Raw genomic sequence first — 17,238 nt, forward strand, 5'->3', positions numbered from 1 at the left:
AAAGGTTCTCGGGGGAGGGTTTCCGGTAAAAACGAAATCGCCTGAAGCGCTCTTTACGTTTTTGTTTGACTTGTTCGAAATGACGAAAGACGGCTCCGCGAGGTGACGCCTTTTTAATCGCCAATGTTTGTTCGCTCAGTTGATGCCTTTGGTCAGTCCCTGCACGAAATAGCGGTTGAGGACGAGCACGATGAGCACGATTGGCACGGTCGAGAAATGCGCCAACGCCCCGAGCGTCCCCCAGGTGATGTCCTTTGTGCCGTAGGCCGACAGCAATGCCACCGAGATCGGCTTGGAATCGAGCCGCGTCAGGAACATGGCGAAGAGGAAATCGTTCCACGAGAAGAGCACGCAGAAAAGCGTAGAGGCGATGATGCCGGAACGCACCGCAGGCAAGGATACTTTCCAGAACGCGCCGAACTGCCCGCAGCCATCCGTCAACGCCGCTTCTTCCAGCTCCTTCGGCAGCCCGCGGAAGTAGGAAAACATCATCCAGCTCACGAAGGCGGTATTGAGCACGCAATTGATCAGGACGACGCTGAACCAACTGCCGATGAGGCCGATATCGCGCATGAGCAGATAGAAAGGGATAAGCGCCGCGACAGCGGGGACCATGCGGATCGTCATGAAGAAATAGGCAACGCCCATGGCGGCAGGATGTGTCGAGCGAGCGAGCGCATAGCCGGCCGGAACGCCGAGTATCAGCGAAAGCAGCATCGAGCCGCCTGCAATCAGGAGACTGGAAGTGATGAGGCTGCCGACATCGAAGATGCGCAGTGCATTGCGGAACTGGTCCAGCGTCGGTGCGAAGAAGAGATGGGGCGGAATGGAGAAGATCTCGTTCGACGGTTTGTAGGCGGTCATTGCGAGCCACAGGAAGGGCAGCAGGAAGAAGGCGAGAGTAAGCAGCAGGAAGCCGCGCCGTGCCGTATCAAAGACCATGGAGCGTGTCGTCATCGACCGTTGGCCTTCTTGTCGAAATGGCGGATCATGAGGATGAAGCAGGTGGCAATGATCGCTACGCAGAGAAGTGCGATGTTGGAAATCGCCGACGCCTTGCCGATATTGAAAAAGCTTAGGCCCTCCTTCACCGCATAGACCATGAGCGTGTTGGTGGAATTGCCCGGTCCGCCGCCTGTGGTCACGAACACGCTGTCAAAGACGCGGAAGGCGTCGATGGTGCGTAGCGTCAGCGCCAGCATGACGGCGGGGAGCATGAGTGGCAATGTAATGGAGCGGAAAGTGCGCCAGGCGGTTGCTCCGTCGACGGCGGCGGCTTCCAGGAGATCTCCTGGGAGTGCCTTTAGGCCGGCCAGTAGAATAAGCGCGACGAGCGGCGTCCATTCCCAGACGTCGATGAAGATGAGCGTGGCCAACGCAGTCGACGGCGTGGCGAAGAGGCCGCGCGGATCGGTGATACCCCACTGCGCAAGATAATAGCCGACCATCCCGTAGTCGGCGAGCAGCAAGCCTTTGAAGATGAGGCCGACGACCAGCGGCGTAATGGTGACGGGAACAAGGATCAACGTCAGGCAGACGCGATTGAACCGGTCGTCGCGCCAGAGCGCCAGCGCGATGACAAAGCCGAAGACGAGTTCGATGGCGACAGAAAAGACGGTGAAGATCACCGTATTGGCGATGGCGCCGCGAAAATCGGCATCTGCCAGCAGGTTGATGTAATTGTCGATGCCGACGAAATGCGTTCGCGCCGGCTTCAGGAGATTGTATTCGTAGAGGCTGTACCAGATGCCCTTTACGAGCGGGAAGACGCCGAGCGCGATCACGTAGGCGACGGCGGGGAGCGCCATGGCAAACAGGAAGAATTTTCGTCGCGTGGCAAAAGAGACCGAGGGGAAGCGCGTGGCCGCCTTGCTGTCAACGGAACTGGTCAGGTTCATCGCGTAATTCGTCATCACCGAATGGCCAATTGCTTCGCGTTTCGATCTGAGAGGAAAACGGGCCGGTGCGCAAACGGAATCTTGCCTTCAGCGTGCCGCTAAAGCCGGCCCGACCATCGCCCTCGAAATGAAAGGCCCGCTTCACGGTCTTTCGTGAAGCGGGCCTGTTCTTAGAACAGCTTGGCGGCTGCTTCCTGCGCCGCATCAAGCGCGGCCTTGGGCTCAGCCGTACCGACGAGGACAGAGTTAACGGCTGTGCCCAGCATGTCCTGGATTTCCGGATATTCCGGAATGCGTGGGCGGTAGTCGCCGTCGCCGTTCTCGAAGACTTCGTTGAGAACGGGCAGGAACGGATACTTGGCGTTCAGTTCCTTGTCCGCGACCGTGCTCTTGCGGATATAGCTGCCAGCGCCGAGCATGTTCATCTCCTTCTGGATCTTCGGACTGGTGACCCACTTGATGAAGGTCCAGGCGGCTTCTTTCTGCTTGTCCTTCGCATCGGCGTTGATGGCCATGCCCCAGCCGCCGATTCCGTAGATCTTCGGCAAACCCTTGCCGCGCGGGGCAAGCGCGACGTCGACCTTGCCGACTATCTTGGATGTCTTCGGATCGTAATAGCCAGGCGCGCCGACAGACCAGGTCTGCATCGTGGCGGCGATGCCCTGGCGGAAGCTTTCCTCGCGGCCGCCCCAGTCATAGTCGGCGGCACCGGGAGGGGCTGCCTTCTTGAAGAGGTCGCGATAAACAGTCAGGCTCTTGATATTGGCTTCGGAATTGAGCGCCGGCTTGCCGTCCTTGTCGAGGATGGCGCCGCCCATTTCGGCGTTATATTGCATCCAGTCCTGAGCGACCGCCGGGCCTTTCTGGCCGTTAGCGACAAAGCCGTACTGTTTCTTGGCCGGGTCGGTCAGCTTATAGGCCGCGGCAACCAGGTCTTCCATCGTTTCGGGAGCCTTCAGGCCGGCGGCATCGAAGAGATCCTTGCGATAGGCGAGGACGTTGGCATAGCCGGCAAAGGGATAGGCGACCTGCTTGCCTTTGTAATTGCCGAGCGCTTCCGTGAGCTTGGGATAGATGTCGGCGGTATCCAGCTCCTTGGCGTCGCGCTTCATCAGGTCGTTGAGATCGATCGTATAGCCATTGGCGGCGAACTGCCCTGCCCAGACGATGTCCATGGTGATCAGATCATAACCGGCGGTGTGCCCCACGAAATCGGCGGTCGTCTTCGTCAGCAGAGAGCCGTAGTCCATGATGTCGACCTTGAGTTCTGCGCCGGTCGCTTCCTTGAACTCGGGCGCGATCTGCGCCAGCACGGCCGAAAATTGGTCGTTCATGGATGCAAGATTGAGTGTGATGCCGGTCAGCGGCTTGTCGGCGGCCTGCGCCATGCCCGCTGACAGGGCAACGATGCAAACGGTAGCAAATTTCTGAAAATTCCCCTTCATGAATGTCATTAGTGTTCTCCTTTTCATGATTGGTTGCCACTATACATCAAACAAAAACGCACTCAAGTACACTTGACAAAAAAGCAATAACGGCCTGAATATAACAAAATTGAACAATATCGCTCATTTTTTGCTTGACGATTGTGCAGTATGCCTCGTTTTTGCGCATTCGCCGGGTTGCTTAAAAGACTTGCGGTCATGGCGGGCTTAGCGTGAGGCCGTATTGAAGAAAGAAGTGTCAGGATCGAACATGAATGGCGCTCTCAGCATATCGCGACTTGAAACGCTCGAAAAACGGCTTGTCGGCGAAATGGAGGCGACGGAAGCGCTCGGGCGGGTCTGGGCTTCAGCACCAGAGCCAGGACCTGCTCGCGTCGCACGCTATAATGTCGTGATCTGTGGGGCTGGCATGTCGGGACTCGCTATCGCCTTCGGCCTGAAACGGCGCGGCATTGAGGGCGTTCAGGTGATCGACAAGGCCGAGAAGGGGCGGGAAGGGCCTTGGATCGGCTGCGCGCGGATGAAGACGCTGCGCTCGCCGAAATATCTCGCGGGGCCGGATTTCGGCCTGCCGTCGCTGACGCCGCGTGCCTGGTACGAAGCGGTCTATGGCACAGACGCCTATGAAAGCCTCGACAAGATGTCACGGCAAGACTGGATGGCCTATCTCGGCTGGTATCGCGCGGTGACGGGGCCGGATGTCTCCAACGGCACGAGCCTTGTCGGGATATCGCAAGTCAAAGGCTGGCTGCGGCTTGTGCTTGAAGCGGACGGTGAAACGCAACAGATCGAATGCCGTCGGCTTGTGCTGGCGACCGGTATTGATGGCGGCGGCGCGCTGATGATTCCCGATTTCGTTCGTACCTTGCCCAAGCCATACTGGACCCATAGTGCCGAGATCGCAGACGATGGCCGTCTCAAGGATCGAAATGTCGCCATTCTGGGTTCGGCGACTTCCAGCTTCGACTGGGCGGCAACGGCTTTGGAAAAGGGCGCAAAAAGCGTGGCGATGATCGGCCGCTCACGCAATTTCGGCCGGACGGAAGTCTTGGCCTGGACCAATTTTCCGGGCTTCCTTGGTCATTTCGGTGACCTGTCGGACCTACAGAAATGGCGCTATATCCGGCTCTACAATGGCTTCAAGATCCCGCCGACACAGGATCAATTCGATCGTGCAGTGTCCGATCCGCGCTTCACCATGGTGCTGGGTCATAAGGTGCGGTCCGTGACATTGGATGCCGGGCGGGTTGTGATCGAAAGCGACAGCGGTACATTCAGCGCCGATCATCTTCTGCTTGGTACCGGTTATACGATCGATTTCACCCGGCGCGCCGAATTGAAGAGCATTGCGCCGCATGTGGCTTTCTGGTCCGATCGCTTCACGCCGCCGGATGGCGAGGCATCGGCCGAGATCGCGGCCCATCCCTATCTCGGGCGCGGCTTCGAACTGACGCCGAAGAATGCGGTGACCCATGGCTGGCTGTCGCATATCCATTTGTTCAACTGCTCGGCCCTTGCCAGCCTCGGCCCGATCAGTAACGGTGTGACTGGCATGAAATACGGTCTGCCGCGTATCGTCGATGCGGTGGTGGGCGGTCTCTTTCACGAGGCGGCCGACGATTTTCTCCGTGACCTTGCGGCCTATCAGGAGCATCATTTCGATCCGCGCGGCCACGGCGGAGACTTTGAAGGCATAAAGGAAGTGTCATCATGACAATCATACCAGCGTTTCCGCTCGGCCGAGTTCTGGAGAAGACCCGGTGTGAGAGTGTGGAATTTCCCTATCTGTTGGCCAATCACGCTCCGATGGTCCTCGTAGCACTCGATCGCATGGGCGCATCCCCTGAGCGTCTCGACGAATGGTATGAGATTTACCGCGTGGCAAACCAGCTTGTTCCCGCGCCGCCGCCCGTGGCTCCGATCGAGCGTGCGCGTTGGGATGCGGCGCTGGGTGACCGGACGCGGGAATCCGATTATCGCGCCTATTTCATCGCCGAAGTCGAACGGCTCGGAACCGACGCCGCGATCCGCCATTATTTGCCTCTGCTGATCCAGGGCGTCGCTGGCAGTGCGCTGCACCCGCTGATGCGGCTCGCCTACGCGGTACTCAACAGCGACGTGAAGGAAGTGGGAACGGCGCTCGGATACTGGGCGACGTGTTATCTGCCCTTGTCGGATCCGACTGGAATAGAGCCGGAGACGGATGATCCGGCAGCAATTCTCGCTGCCATGAATGATGTTGCCGGCGCACATGACTATGTGCCTGAGACCGATCTTCTCTGGCACAACATACGCGAAGTCGCCGCCTTACCGGACTTTCCGCCAGTGATCGATCGTTTGCGCATCGATGAAGCGACACCGAGACGCATGGCGGAGACGGCGCTCGCCCTATTCGCCTCGACCATGGATTTCTCGGCGCTCCACGCCGTTACCGGCTTGCATTGGGCTCGGTTGGTCGCGGCGCATCTGGATGATCCCCTGCCGCTCTACCGTGCCTTCTGGCAGGTGATTGCCACACTCGTTCCGAAAATCGGCTTCCCGGCGCTTCCTGCCGCCGAAGCGCTTCAGGCGATGCGTGAAATGCGGGTACCAGACTGGCCAGAGATAAGGGCCACGGCCGTGGCCTCCAACGACGAACACGACATTAGCTTGGTCTTTTCGGCATTACAGGAACAACTGGTCTGGGGTGATCCGCTTTATCGGGTTGTGGCGGCACGGCGCGTTCGGCTGATCTAGAGGTAAACTCCGCCAGCGCAGGGTTTATGCATAGAGGCGGGTTTCACGGAACTCCGTTTTTTTCTTCCCCAGCATCCGCGCCACCGAGCCGCCGCACGAAGTCCGCGAAGAAGAGCGAGGCGTTAGTGGCCCGTTTATGCACCGCGATGGTCTGAGGAATTTGCGAAAACACCCCATCTACCACCCGGAAGCCTTCCATCCGCTCCGAGGCGTTGAAGAGGAATTCGGTCAGTCCAGCCGCCGCGTCGCATTCTCGGTTTGAGAGAAAGTCGAGGGCCGCCGTGGGGCTGTCGACATGCAGCACCGTCGCTCGCTTGAGTGTTCGCTCAAGCTGCTTCGTATAGGCTGCGCTACGCGCGGAAGCGATGCGAATTCCAGTGGTATCCAGCTCGTCCGCCGTCCGGTAGGATGAAGTTACCGGAACCAGGTAGGTGGCCTCGACCGAGATGTAGGGGGGCGAGAAGCTGAAGCGATCGGTTCTTGATGGGTCTGACGCGATGAAGGCGATGTCCCACTCGCCGCCGTCCGCAGCGGAAAGAATATCCGCCGCGGATCCGTATCGTATGAGGGAAAGCCCCCGATCAAGTTCGCGGGCGATCCTATCCGCAATTTCCGCGCTCGGTCCCACTAGGGCGCCCGCGTTTTCGTCCCAGCGGATCAATGCTGCGTTCGACATATTGACGGCAGCCCTAATGGATCCAGCCGGCGCTATTTCCGACCGGACCTGCTCCAGACTGAACATGCTACGTCTCCCTAGAGCGTGATGCCGAAAAGTGTAGGCGGCTTTCGGACGACATCCGGCTCTACTTCTTTGAGTCTAGAGCGGATTCAGATTTTAGGTCGAACAGACCTAAAATCAGCCGGCTCTAGTGCGAAAACCTGGACGCAAGTGCTTCCGATCCTCTGGCAAGGAGAGCAACATCGACGCCAACTGCGGTGAACAGCGTTCCCTGCGCAATGCAGCGAGCCGCAAACTTCTCGTCAGGCGTCAAGATGCCCGAGGGCTTACCGACGGCTTTCAAGCGCTCGATCGCATTCTCGATTGCCGAAACTACCTCGGGATGTCCCGGTTGGCCGGGATAACCGAGGCTGGCTGCAAGGTCTGCCGGACCGATGAAGATCCCGTCGACTCCGTCGACCCCTGCAATGGCTTCAAGCCGATCGAGCGCCTCTCGTGTCTCGATCTGCAGCAAGAGGCAGATTTCCTGTTCGGCGGTCTGCGTGTAGCTCGGCACGCGCCCGAAACGGGTGGCGCGGGTGAGGGCGGATACGCCGCGGATACCTCGCGGTGCGTAACGCGCCGCCGCCACGGCCGCCTTCGCCTCCTGTTCATTCTGCACATATGGAATGAGAAGCGTTTGGACGCCGATATCCAGAAAACGCTTGATCAATACGGGGTCGTTAAAGGCTGGGCGAACCACGGGGGCGACGTCGTACGGCGCGACCGCCTGCAACTGTGGAAGCACAGTAAGAACGTCGCTGGGAGAATGCTCGGTATCGAAAAGCAGCCAGTCGAAACCGGACGGTGCGACGATTTCCGCTGTATAGCTGCCCGGAAGGCCGCACCACAATCCGATCTGACTTTGACCGGCCTGGAGTTTTCGCTTGAAGCTGTTGACGGGGAGTTCCATTAGATCCTCACACGAATGAGACGCCAATTGAGCCGACGGGACCGTAGTCGGCCTGGATCACGTCGCCGTGGGCTATGTCCACAGGGCGGGTGAAAGAGCCGGCCAGCACGATATGCCCCTTTTTCAAACCGCCGCCCACAGCATGGAGCTTGTTTACCAACCAGGCGATCCCGGCTGCCGGATGGCCCATGATCGCTGCAGAAACACCGGATTCCTCGATAATGCCGTTCTTCGAGAGGGTGGCGCCCACCCAGCGGATGTCGATGTCCATTGGGCGAATGATGCGCCCGCCAATAACGATCGCTCCGAAAGCGGCATTGTCGGCAATCGTGTCGGTGATCGCCCTTGGGACCTCGGTGCGATAGTCGATGATCTCGAGAGCCGGGACTACGAATTCCGTCGCCCTCATCACGTCGTAGATCCGCGTACCAGGCCCCTCGAGATCCTCGCCCATCACAAAGGCGAGCTCGACTTCGAGGCGGGGCTTGATAAAAAGCTCCGCCTTGATCTGCGCTCCGTCGTTGTAGAGGGCGTCGTCGAGGATGACGCCATAGTCGGGCTCGGTCATCTTGGATGCCATCTGCATCGCGCGCGATGTGAGGCCGATCTTGTGGCCGACGACCCGAGCACCCCTAGCAGTCCGAGCCTCCGACCAGAGCGCTTGAATTTTGTAGGCGTCTTCAAGCTCCAGGCCGGGATAGGTCTTGCTCGGTTGAACGATTGGCTTGCGGTCAATTTCTGCCTTCAGAAGGGCGTTGGCCGCCTCTCGGCGTTCCTGTTCTGTGATCATCGGTTCGGCTCTGTCGTTGGTTATTTGATTGGCGGGCGCGGCAGCACGGCTTCGCCGGGCTCCATGACGTAGGTGTAGTCGAGCGAGAACCAAGGCCCCTCGATGCCGGGTTCGGACGGATGCGGTTCGTCATGGCGGACGAAGTCGCCGGTCAGGGCTGCCGTCACTCCAAACTGAACGTCGGAATCGATGTTGGGATCGCTTGGATCGAAGACCTGGGAAATCAGCGTCTTGTATCCCTGCTTGAAGATCAGGGCGTGAAGATGCGCTGGTCGGTACGGGTGACGTCCCTGCGCTTTTAGCAGTCGGCCGACGACGCCATCGACCGGGATCGGGTATCCGACCATCTTCACGGTACTGAACCAGAAGCGGCCGTCGGCGTCCGTGGTGAATTTGCCCCGAAGGTTCATCTCAGCCTGATCGGGGTCCTGATTTTCATAGAGCCCAACAGGAGAAGCATGCCAAACATCGACCTCGGCACTCGCGATCGGCCTGCCGTCCCGGTCTACGACCCTGGCGCGAACATAGAGCGGCGTGCCTGGCGTGTCGGAGCGGATGATCGTGCCGCCGTTTTCGACACGGGGAGAGTTCAGGCGCCAGAACGGGCCGAGAAGCGACTGCGACGTCTCCGTCTGGCCACCGTCGCCGTTGTTCAAAAGGCAAACCAGCGAGGACACGCCGAGAGATCCGGCCATGAGAACAAACTCGTTGTGGCTGTCCGTCTGCAGTTGTCCGATCTCGTTGAGTATCGCCGTGGCTTCGCGGAACTCGACTTCGGACAATCTCACCTCCCGTACGAATGCATGGAGATGCTTCACCATTACTACGAGGATTTCTCGCAGACGTGGATCCTCGGTTTTGTTCATCACCGCGAGGACGGCAGGCGTCAACTCGCTTTCAGTTTTTATGGCCATAAGGGTACCTCCCGCTGGCGCTGACTATTAAAAATAATCGATTATCTGTCAATGAATGTTGCGACGACTTTTTCCATTGGTGGGAGGAAAATTGGCTCTGCATTATATTAACTTACTGAATTCATTATATTGAATCAGGGAGGCGATCGAGTTTTAGCTACAAAACGGGCTCTTCCTCGCTTTCTCGTTGACATAAATAATCGTTTATCATATCGATCATCGACAGTTGATCAGAATTGTCAGGGAGTAGGGATGAGCTCGACCGACGACAGCGCCTCTGCGCCAATGACAGACGAGGAAACAGCGGCCACAGGTTTTTCCGATGATGGCAAGAACACGATCGGAAGTCAGTTGGCGTCGCGGCTGCGCGAGGCGATCATTTCCGGCGAGTTGGAGGCCGGCAGCAAGATCAATCTCGACAAGGCGCGCCGCACCTTCAACGTCAGCTTAAGTCCTCTGAGGGAGGGGCTTGCTCGCTTGATCTCGGACGGCCTGGTGGAGTTTCAGGACAACCGCGGCTATCGCGTAGCGCCGATCTCGCTGGCGAATCTGGAAGAAATCACGACGCTCCGCGAAGAGCTGGAAGTCTTCGCGCTGCGGGAATCCATGCGTATCGGCGATGTCGAGTGGGAGGGCAATATAATGCGCTCGCTCCATCGCCTGAACCGCACGGAACGAGATTCCTCACGGCCTGAGACGCTCGAGCAATGGGAGACTCTTCACCGAGAATTCCATCTCACACTCATTTCCGGTTGCGGCAAACCGCTTCTGCTGCATTTCTGCGGCCTCTTGCTGAACTTGAATGACCGATACCGCCGGGTCTTCCTCATCAGGACTTCCGGCGACCGGAACGTCGGGCAGGAGCACAGCGAGATTGCGCAAGGAGCGGTCGCGCGGGACATCGAATACGCCACCGAGAAACTGCGACAGCACATCCACCGTACTGGAACGAACCTTCGAAATCATCTCGCGACGAAAGGGATCGTGTGATGGTGACGCCTGGATCGAAATCAGAGCAACAGATTGGCGTAGCGCACTTCTCCGCCATCTCCCTGGCGCCGAGCGATTTTGCGAAGGCTGCAGCGGGGGTGGGCTTTTCCAGAATTGGGCTGAGGCTGAATCCGGCATTTCCTGGAGCGCCATACTACGAGCTGCCTGTAGGCGGCCGCGCAGCGGAAGAATTGAAAGCCGTACTGCGCGGCGAAGCGCTCGAGGTTTTCGATATCGAGTTCTTTGTCATCGACCCATCGTTCAATGCCTTGTCTCTGGAGCCCGTAGTGGCCGCGGCTGCCAACATCGGTGCCAGGCGTCTGAGCGTGTGCGGCGACGATCCGGAGCGGAGCAGGCTGCAGTCGAACTTCACCGAATTCTGCGATCTTGCAAGCGGCTACGGATTGGCAGTCGATATCGAGAACATGGGATGGCGGACGGTCAGAACCTTCGCTGACAGCGTCGATCTCCTGAAATCGAGCGGCGCGTCCAATGCCGGCGCACTCGTTGACGGAGTTCATTTCTTCAGGAACGGCGGAACGTTGACATCGCTGCGCGACGAGATCGATAGGGTCAAGCACGTTCAGTTGTGCGACGTCATCGGACCCGCTCCGAGCACGGCGGAGGCCATGATCGCTGAAGCCCGAGGCAAGCGTCTTGCTCCTGGCGAGGGCGAATTGCCCTTGGGCGAACTGGTCGCGATAGCCAACGGGGCAGCATCGGTCTCGGTCGAAGTACCTCTTTCAGGCTCGGCAGACGCGGGGGAGCATTTGAAACGCCTGTTCGAAGGGGCCTTACGAATATTTAAGCCGGGTCAGTGATCGCGGCGGCGGCGAGGCGAGAGCTGCGCCGAAGGGAGGAAGCCAGCAGATGGGTTACAGGTTTGATTTCGGCGCGGTCTTCGACCGCGCCCCGGAATTGTTTTGGGGTTCGCTCGGAACGTTGGGTCTCGCCTTCGCCGGGATGCTGCTCGCTCTCGTGATCGGAATCCTGGGCGTTGCAGCAAGAACGTCGAAGACCGCGTGGGTTCGCGCTCCGGTGATCGCGTTCGTCGAAGTCGTCCGCAACACGCCGTTCCTGGTGCAGATCTTCTTCATCTACTTCGCCCTCCCGCTTATGGGCATCCGCCTGAACCCGACGGTCACCGCAATCATCGCGCTGGGGATCAACGGAGGCGCCTACGCTATCGAGATCATCCGCGGGGGCGTTGAGAGCATCAGCAAGGGACAGATCGAAGCCGGTTTTGCGCTCGGGCTGCACAAGGCCGACGTCTTCCGGCTCATCGTTCTGAAGCCGGCACTGCGAGCGATCTACCCCTCTTTGACGAGCCAGTTCGTGATGCTGACCTTGACCACGTCGGTGTGCACCTCGATCGCCGCATATGAGCTGACTTCCGCGGCGCAACGCATCGAGTCGGATACGTTCCGAAGCTTCGAAGTCTACTTCACGGTGACCGCAATCTATCTGGTCATCTCAAGTCTGATGATGGGAATCTTTGCTCTGATCTCCCGTTCCTACTTCAACTATCCGACTCGATAGGAGGCGCTCATGGGTCCCATCGGCGAAAATGAGCTGTTCTTCATCCTGCAAGGTCTGAAATGGACCGTATTGCTGGCGGTTATCGGTTTCATCGGCGGAGGCGTGTTCGGCATTTTGATCGCGCTTGCGCGCACGTCGAAGCATCGGTTCGCCCGGCTTGCATCATCCGGCTATATCGCGCTCTTTCAGGGCACGCCGCTCCTGATGCAGCTCTTTGTCGTCTACTACGGCGTTGCCTTGCTTGGCATCGACGTCAACGCCTGGGTCGCTGTCGCGATCGCGTTCACTCTCCACGCAAGCGCCTTCCTCGGCGAGATATGGCGCGGTTCGATTGAAGCCGTTCCCAAAGGGCAGACCGAAGCCGCGAACGCTCTTGGCCTGCATTACGTCTCCCGAATGAAGGACGTGGTTTTGCCACAGGCTTTGAAGATTTCGATGCCTGCAACCATCGGCTTTCTCGTGCAGCTCATTAAGGGGACCTCGCTTGCTGCGATCGTGGGCTTCATCGAGCTGACCCGGGCTGGCCAGATCATATCGAACCAGACCTACCGCCCGCTGCTCGTCTTCGGGATCGTCGGAATAATCTACTTCATGATTTGCTGGCCTCTTTCCCACGTCGGAAGCGGCCTTGAGAAACGGATGGCAAAAGCCGCCCGCTAAACCTGCTTCGGGAGAAGTAAACAGCACAAGAGGAGGAAAGTGCAATGAATACCAATCGTCGGAAATTTCTCGGTCTAGCGCTGGCAACCGCTACCTTCGCCGCCGTTGGCGCTGCGGCAGCCAACGCGGCATCTGTTGAGGAGATCAAGTCGAAGGGAACGCTCGTCGTGGGCATTCAGGGCGACAACGCGCCTTGGGGCTTTGTGAACTCGAGCGGCAAACAGGACGGCTTCGACGCCGATGTGGCCACGCTGTTCGCCAAGGAGCTCGGCGTGAAAGTCCAGTTCCAACCGCTCGCGGTAGCGAACCGTATTCCCGCGCTGACGACCGGCAAGGTCGATATTCTCTTCGCCACGATGGCGATGACGGAAGAGCGCGCCAAGGCGATCCAGTATAGCAAACCTTATGCGGCCAACACGATTTCGCTTTATGCCGCCAAAGCCGACGCCGTGAAATCGCCGGCCGATGTGGCTGGTTGGGAAATAGGCGTGCCGAAGTCCAGCTCGCAGGACAAGGCCGTAACCGACGCGGTCGGATCGAAGGCCACCATCCGCCGCTTCGACGATGACGCGGCCACTATCCAGGCCCTGATCTCTGGACAGGTAAAGGCAGTGGGCGGCAATCAGTTCTACGGGCAGAGGCTCGATGCAGCCAGCGCCGGCACGTATGAACGAAAGATCGACTTCCTGACGACTTACAACGGCGTGGGAACGCGACTCGGCGAGAAGGACTGGAACGAGACCGTCAACGCCTTCCTCGACAAGATCAAGGGCGACGGGGAACTCGCAGCCATCACCAAGAAGTGGATGGCAATCGATCTTCCCAAGTTCCCTGAATCCATCCCCAACATCCCGTTTACGGTCAAGTAAAGCATAAATGGAGGGCGCCGTGCTCAATTCCCCCAACGATCAGTCGACCTTGATATCCCTTGATAAAGTGGAGAAATGGTACGGCGCCTTCCATGCCCTGAAGAACATCAATCTGTCGGTTCGTAAGGGAGAGAAGATCGTCCTTTGCGGACCATCCGGTTCCGGCAAGTCCACCCTGATCCGCTGTATCAACGCTCTTGAACTGATTCAGGGCGGCAAGATCGTGGTGGAAGGTCAACTGCTGGACGGCACCACCAAGGCGGTCGATGCCATTCGACGTGAAGTCGGAATGGTTTTCCAGAACTTCAATCTGTTCCCGCACATGACCGTCCTGCAAAACTGCGCGCTTGCACCCATGAGAGTGCGGGGCGCAAGCCGCGCCGACGCGGAGAAGTTGGCACGAAAATATCTCGAGCGCGTTCGCATCCTCGATCAGGCGGAAAAGTATCCGGCACAACTCAGCGGCGGACAGCAGCAGCGCGTCGCCATCGCGCGTGCCCTGTGCATGGAGCCGAAAGCGATGCTTTTCGACGAGCCCACATCCGCCTTGGATCCCGAAATGGTCAAAGAGGTTCTCGACACCATGATCGGCCTCGCAAGAGACGGCATGACCATGATCTGCGTGACCCATGAAATGGGCTTCGCCCGGCAAGTTGCTGACAGGGTCATCTTCATGGCTTCCGGAGAGATCATCGAGGAGGCGGAGCCCGAAACCTTCTTCAAGAATCCCACGCATGAACGGACGAAGGCATTTCTCGGCGAAATCCTTGCGCATCACTGATCGGGCAGAGACATGGACAACAACAAATTTCTGGTCGGCCTCATCGGCGCCGACATCCAGATGTCAAAGTCGCCGGCGCTCCATGAAACGGAAGGGCGCCACCTGGGGCTTGATTACGAGTACGAGCTCGTGGACCTGGCGGAGCGCGGATTGCCTGCTTCCGCGCTGCCAGATCTTTTAAACGAACTGGAAAGCCGCGGCTTTGCGGGAACCAACATCACCCATCCATGCAAACAGACCGTGCTGCCTCACCTGACCCGCCTGTCCGAGGATGCTAAGATGCTTGGGGCCGTAAACACGGTCGTGCTTCAGAACGGCGAGCGGATCGGACACAACACCGACTGGTATGGCTTCTACAAGAATTTCGAGCGCGGCTTGCCCGACGTCGCGAAGGCTCATGCTGTTCTGCTTGGGGCTGGCGGCGCTGGGGTGGCCGTTGCGCACGCTGCCGTGAAACTCGGCATGGAAAGGCTCTCGATCTTTGATCAGGACGAGCGTCGCGCCTCCACGCTCGCCGATCAGCTCAACGAGAGATTTTCAGGAGAGGTTGCAAGGTTGGTCCGGGACGTCGGTGCTGCGCTCGCCAGCGCAGATGGCCTGATCCACGCCACGCCGACTGGTATGCCAAGCCATCCGGGGCTTCCGATAGATCCCGATTGGATACAGCATCATCACTGGGTGGCGGATATTGTCTATATGCCGTTGGTGACCGAGCTCCTTGCGTTGGCAAAGCAGAAGGGGTGCCGAACACTCCCAGGCGGAGGAATGACCGTGTTTCAGGCGGCCGCAGCCTTCGAGCTTTTCACAGGCCTGTCGCCTGATACGGAACGAATGTCGCGCCATTTCGACGAGCTGTGCAGAGTGACAGCCTGATCGGGGGACTACTCCATGCCGCATATTATCATCGACTACAGCCGAGGCGCAGCGGAACGCGTCGCCATCGAAGAGCTGACCCGCGCTGTTCATCGCCGGGTCCGCGACGGAGGGCTGGTCAAGCCAACCGTGGTGCGTACCTTCGCTAGAGAAGCCACCGTCTCCTGCGTCGGGGACGAACATCCCGACAACCACTTCGTGCAGATAATTGTACGCATGGCCCCAGGCCGTCCTGCGGAGGTCAAACTAGAGCTGCTGAAATCGGTGCTCGAAGCTGCGCGTGACGTCGCGGCTTCCGCACTGGAAACCGGCCGGCTTGGGCTTCGCGCAGATCTCTACGAATCCGACCCAAACTTCGCGTTTCAGGACATAGCCTTCGCCTGATCCCTGCAACGCCCAACAAGGATAAATGCAATGAGCATCATCTACGTTCTCAACGGACCAAACCTAAACCTCCTCGGCAAGCGCCAACCACATATCTACGGGCACGAGACATTGGCTGACGTCGAGGCGGACTGCCGAAAGTTGGCATCGGAGCTGGGGCACGAGATCCGTTTCCATCAAAGCAACCGCGAATACGAGATCATCGACTGGATCCACCAGGCACGCGAGGACGGCGCCGGCATTGTCATCAACCCGGCCGCGTTCACGCACACTTCGCTCGCTATCCTTGACGCACTGAATACCTTTGAAGGCCCCGTCATCGAGATCCACATCTCCAACGTCCACAAGCGCGAGAGCTTTCGCCACCATTCCTTCGTGTCCCACCGGGCCGACGGCGTCATCGCTGGTCTCGGCACCGAAGGCTATCAACTCGGCATCCGCAGAGTTGCGACCATGCTCAAGACTGCGAAGAAGGACTGATAGCGATGGCGAGCCGGGTCAAGCTGGCAGTCCTTGGGGCGGGGCTGATCGGCAAGCGTCATATCAAGCACGTGATGGAAGAGCCCGCCGCAGAGCTGATGGCAGTTGTGGATCCCACGCCAGTCGGCCAGGCGATCGCGAGTGAGGCTGGTGTCAAATGGTTCCCCAGTTTTGCCGACATGATGATTTCCGGGCGCCCCGACGGCGTCATCATCGCGACGCCGAACCAGGTGCATGTTCAAAATGGGTTGGAAGCGGTGGAGGCGGGCGTCCCGGCGCTGATCGAAAAGCCGATCGCGGACGATATCGCTGCCGGCGAGAAGCTTGTACAAATGGCTGAGGCCAAAGGCGTGGCGCTGCTGACGGGACATCACCGCCGGCATAATCCGATGATGCAGAAAGCGAAGGAGATTATCGACAGCGGGACGCTCGGTCGGATCCTGATCGTGAATGCGATGTTCTGGCTGTTCAAGCCGGACGAATACTTTGACATCCCCTGGCGGCGAGAGCGTGGAGCGGGGCCGGTCTTCCTCAACCTAATTCACGACATCGATAACCTCCGTTTCCTTTGCGGCGATATAAACGCGGTACAGGCACGTGAATCCAACGCTGTGCGAGGCAATGCCGTCGAGGAAACCGCTGTTATCCTCATCGAGTTCAAAAGCGGTGTTCTCGGTACTGCTTCCGTGTCCGATTCCGTTGTCGCGCCATGGAGTTGGGAGATGACGACGGGAGAAAATCCCGCTTATCCGAAAACTCAGGAGATTTGCTACATGATCGGCGGAACACACGGATCTATGGCCGTGCCGTCGCTAGAAATATGGAGCAATGCCGAGAAGCGAAGCTGGACCGAGGCATTTGAGCACGACCGGGCCGCATTCGAAAATAAGGACCCGCTTGTTATGCAGATCCGTCAGTTCTGTAGCGTCATTCGGGGCGAGGAAGCTCCTCTAGTCAGCGGCCGGGAAGGCTTGGAGACATTGAAAGTCATTGAGGCCGTCAAGCGCTCGGCCGCGATGGGAGGACGCATCGTCCTCTAGACAGCAGTGAAGGCAAGCGGCGAGAAAACGCATAGTGGTTCCATAATAGCTCCTCGCCGCAAAAGGCATGTAAGTGAGATAGCCATCAGAGAAATCGACCTTCTCCTGCCTGCCTCGGTCGCTCCGATCACCACCGCAGCAATGTCGAAGCGCCGATTGGCGACCGACGGCAGCCGGGCGGGAAATTCCTGGCCAGTGAACCTACGTC

At 58.7% G+C, this 17,238-nt stretch carries 19 protein-coding genes and 1 pseudogene; 12 read left to right on the forward strand and 8 right to left on the reverse strand.

The genetic code is table 11. From position 1 onward, the window contains the following. Positions 1–135: 135 nt before the first annotated feature. The 3 genes from FHT85_RS05645 to FHT85_RS05655 form a co-directional block, all read right to left on the reverse strand. Positions 136–942 (reverse strand): carbohydrate ABC transporter permease, encoded by an 807-nt coding sequence (locus FHT85_RS05645; RefSeq protein ID WP_409527323.1) that lies wholly within the window; start codon positions 940–942, stop codon positions 136–138. Positions 943–953: 11 nt separating this feature from the next. After that, positions 954–1,898, reverse strand: coding sequence for a carbohydrate ABC transporter permease (locus tag FHT85_RS05650; RefSeq protein ID WP_112336122.1), 945 nt, complete (start codon positions 1,896–1,898; stop codon positions 954–956). 170 nt (positions 1,899–2,068) lie between these two features. Then, positions 2,069–3,286 (reverse strand): sugar ABC transporter substrate-binding protein, encoded by a 1,218-nt coding sequence (locus FHT85_RS05655; RefSeq protein WP_246779924.1) that lies wholly within the window; start codon positions 3,284–3,286, stop codon positions 2,069–2,071. A gap of 307 nt (positions 3,287–3,593) precedes the next feature. Between FHT85_RS05655 and FHT85_RS05660 the strand changes: the two genes are divergently transcribed. Both FHT85_RS05660 and FHT85_RS05665 read left to right on the forward strand, forming a co-directional pair. Continuing rightward, positions 3,594–5,057 carry an FAD-dependent oxidoreductase gene (locus tag FHT85_RS05660; protein WP_210293603.1) on the forward strand — a complete coding sequence of 488 codons (1,464 nt, stop codon included), beginning with the start codon at positions 3,594–3,596 and terminating at the stop codon, positions 5,055–5,057. Further along, positions 5,054–6,079 (forward strand): questin oxidase family protein, encoded by a 1,026-nt coding sequence (locus FHT85_RS05665; protein ID WP_112410273.1) that lies wholly within the window; start codon positions 5,054–5,056, stop codon positions 6,077–6,079. Before FHT85_RS05660 ends, FHT85_RS05665 begins: the two co-directional genes overlap by 4 nt. Before the next feature lie 43 nt (positions 6,080–6,122). Here FHT85_RS05665 and FHT85_RS05670 read toward each other — a convergent pair whose 3' ends face one another. From FHT85_RS05670 to FHT85_RS05685, 4 genes are all read right to left on the reverse strand, one after another. Further along, the gene (locus tag FHT85_RS05670) at positions 6,123–6,821 is read right to left on the reverse strand and encodes a transporter substrate-binding domain-containing protein (RefSeq protein WP_112335968.1); all 699 of its coding nucleotides are present in this window, start codon (positions 6,819–6,821) and stop codon (positions 6,123–6,125) included. A gap of 124 nt (positions 6,822–6,945) precedes the next feature. After that, positions 6,946–7,710: a 4-hydroxy-2-oxoheptanedioate aldolase gene (gene hpaI, locus FHT85_RS05675; protein ID WP_112410274.1), complete on the reverse strand. Its 765-nt coding sequence runs from the start codon at positions 7,708–7,710 to the stop codon at positions 6,946–6,948. Positions 7,711–7,717: 7 nt separating this feature from the next. Then, positions 7,718–8,500 carry a 2-oxo-hept-4-ene-1,7-dioate hydratase gene (gene hpaH, locus FHT85_RS05680; protein ID WP_112410275.1) on the reverse strand — a complete coding sequence of 261 codons (783 nt, stop codon included), beginning with the start codon at positions 8,498–8,500 and terminating at the stop codon, positions 7,718–7,720. 20 nt (positions 8,501–8,520) lie between these two features. Further along, positions 8,521–9,414, reverse strand: a complete 894-nt coding sequence (locus FHT85_RS05685; protein ID WP_112410276.1) for a dioxygenase — start codon at positions 9,412–9,414, stop codon at positions 8,521–8,523. A gap of 252 nt (positions 9,415–9,666) precedes the next feature. On the opposite strand from FHT85_RS05685, the gene FHT85_RS05690 reads away from it, so the two are divergent. From FHT85_RS05690 to FHT85_RS05735, 10 genes are read left to right on the forward strand one after another with little or no spacing between them, the layout of a single operon-like run. Beyond that, on the forward strand, positions 9,667–10,404 hold the full coding sequence (locus FHT85_RS05690) for a GntR family transcriptional regulator (RefSeq protein ID WP_112410277.1): 738 nt from the start codon (positions 9,667–9,669) through the stop codon (positions 10,402–10,404). Next, the gene (locus tag FHT85_RS05695; RefSeq protein WP_112410278.1) at positions 10,404–11,225 is read left to right on the forward strand and encodes a sugar phosphate isomerase/epimerase family protein; all 822 of its coding nucleotides are present in this window, start codon (positions 10,404–10,406) and stop codon (positions 11,223–11,225) included. Before FHT85_RS05690 ends, FHT85_RS05695 begins: the two co-directional genes overlap by 1 nt. A 49-nt stretch (positions 11,226–11,274) precedes the next feature. Continuing rightward, on the forward strand, positions 11,275–11,943 hold the full coding sequence (locus FHT85_RS05700) for an amino acid ABC transporter permease (protein WP_112335962.1): 669 nt from the start codon (positions 11,275–11,277) through the stop codon (positions 11,941–11,943). A 9-nt stretch (positions 11,944–11,952) separates the two neighbouring features. After that, the gene (locus tag FHT85_RS05705; RefSeq protein ID WP_112410279.1) at positions 11,953–12,603 is read left to right on the forward strand and encodes an amino acid ABC transporter permease; all 651 of its coding nucleotides are present in this window, start codon (positions 11,953–11,955) and stop codon (positions 12,601–12,603) included. Positions 12,604–12,647: 44 nt separating this feature from the next. Then, positions 12,648–13,472, forward strand: coding sequence for a transporter substrate-binding domain-containing protein (locus FHT85_RS05710; RefSeq protein ID WP_112410280.1), 825 nt, complete (start codon positions 12,648–12,650; stop codon positions 13,470–13,472). A 19-nt stretch (positions 13,473–13,491) separates the two neighbouring features. Beyond that, positions 13,492–14,253, forward strand: coding sequence for an amino acid ABC transporter ATP-binding protein (locus tag FHT85_RS05715; protein WP_112336121.1), 762 nt, complete (start codon positions 13,492–13,494; stop codon positions 14,251–14,253). Positions 14,254–14,265: 12 nt separating this feature from the next. Further along, positions 14,266–15,126 carry a shikimate dehydrogenase gene (locus tag FHT85_RS05720; protein WP_112410281.1) on the forward strand — a complete coding sequence of 287 codons (861 nt, stop codon included), beginning with the start codon at positions 14,266–14,268 and terminating at the stop codon, positions 15,124–15,126. 15 nt (positions 15,127–15,141) lie between these two features. Then, positions 15,142–15,510, forward strand: coding sequence for a 5-carboxymethyl-2-hydroxymuconate Delta-isomerase (locus FHT85_RS05725; RefSeq protein WP_112410282.1), 369 nt, complete (start codon positions 15,142–15,144; stop codon positions 15,508–15,510). 30 nt (positions 15,511–15,540) lie between these two features. Beyond that, the gene (gene aroQ / locus FHT85_RS05730; protein WP_112335959.1) at positions 15,541–15,990 is read left to right on the forward strand and encodes a type II 3-dehydroquinate dehydratase; all 450 of its coding nucleotides are present in this window, start codon (positions 15,541–15,543) and stop codon (positions 15,988–15,990) included. A 5-nt stretch (positions 15,991–15,995) separates the two neighbouring features. Further along, entirely contained in the window at positions 15,996–17,030 is a 1,035-nt protein-coding gene (locus FHT85_RS05735; protein ID WP_112410283.1) for a Gfo/Idh/MocA family protein, read from the forward strand. Positions 17,031–17,105: 75 nt separating this feature from the next. On the opposite strand, the pseudogene FHT85_RS30965 reads toward FHT85_RS05735, so the two are convergent. Then, a pseudogene (locus tag FHT85_RS30965) lies at positions 17,106–17,230 on the reverse strand (transporter substrate-binding domain-containing protein); the annotation flags it as partial. Positions 17,231–17,238: the final 8 nt, after the last annotated feature.

The organism is Rhizobium sp. BK312 (assembly GCF_014193605.1).
Lineage (GTDB): Bacteria > Pseudomonadota > Alphaproteobacteria > Rhizobiales > Rhizobiaceae > Rhizobium.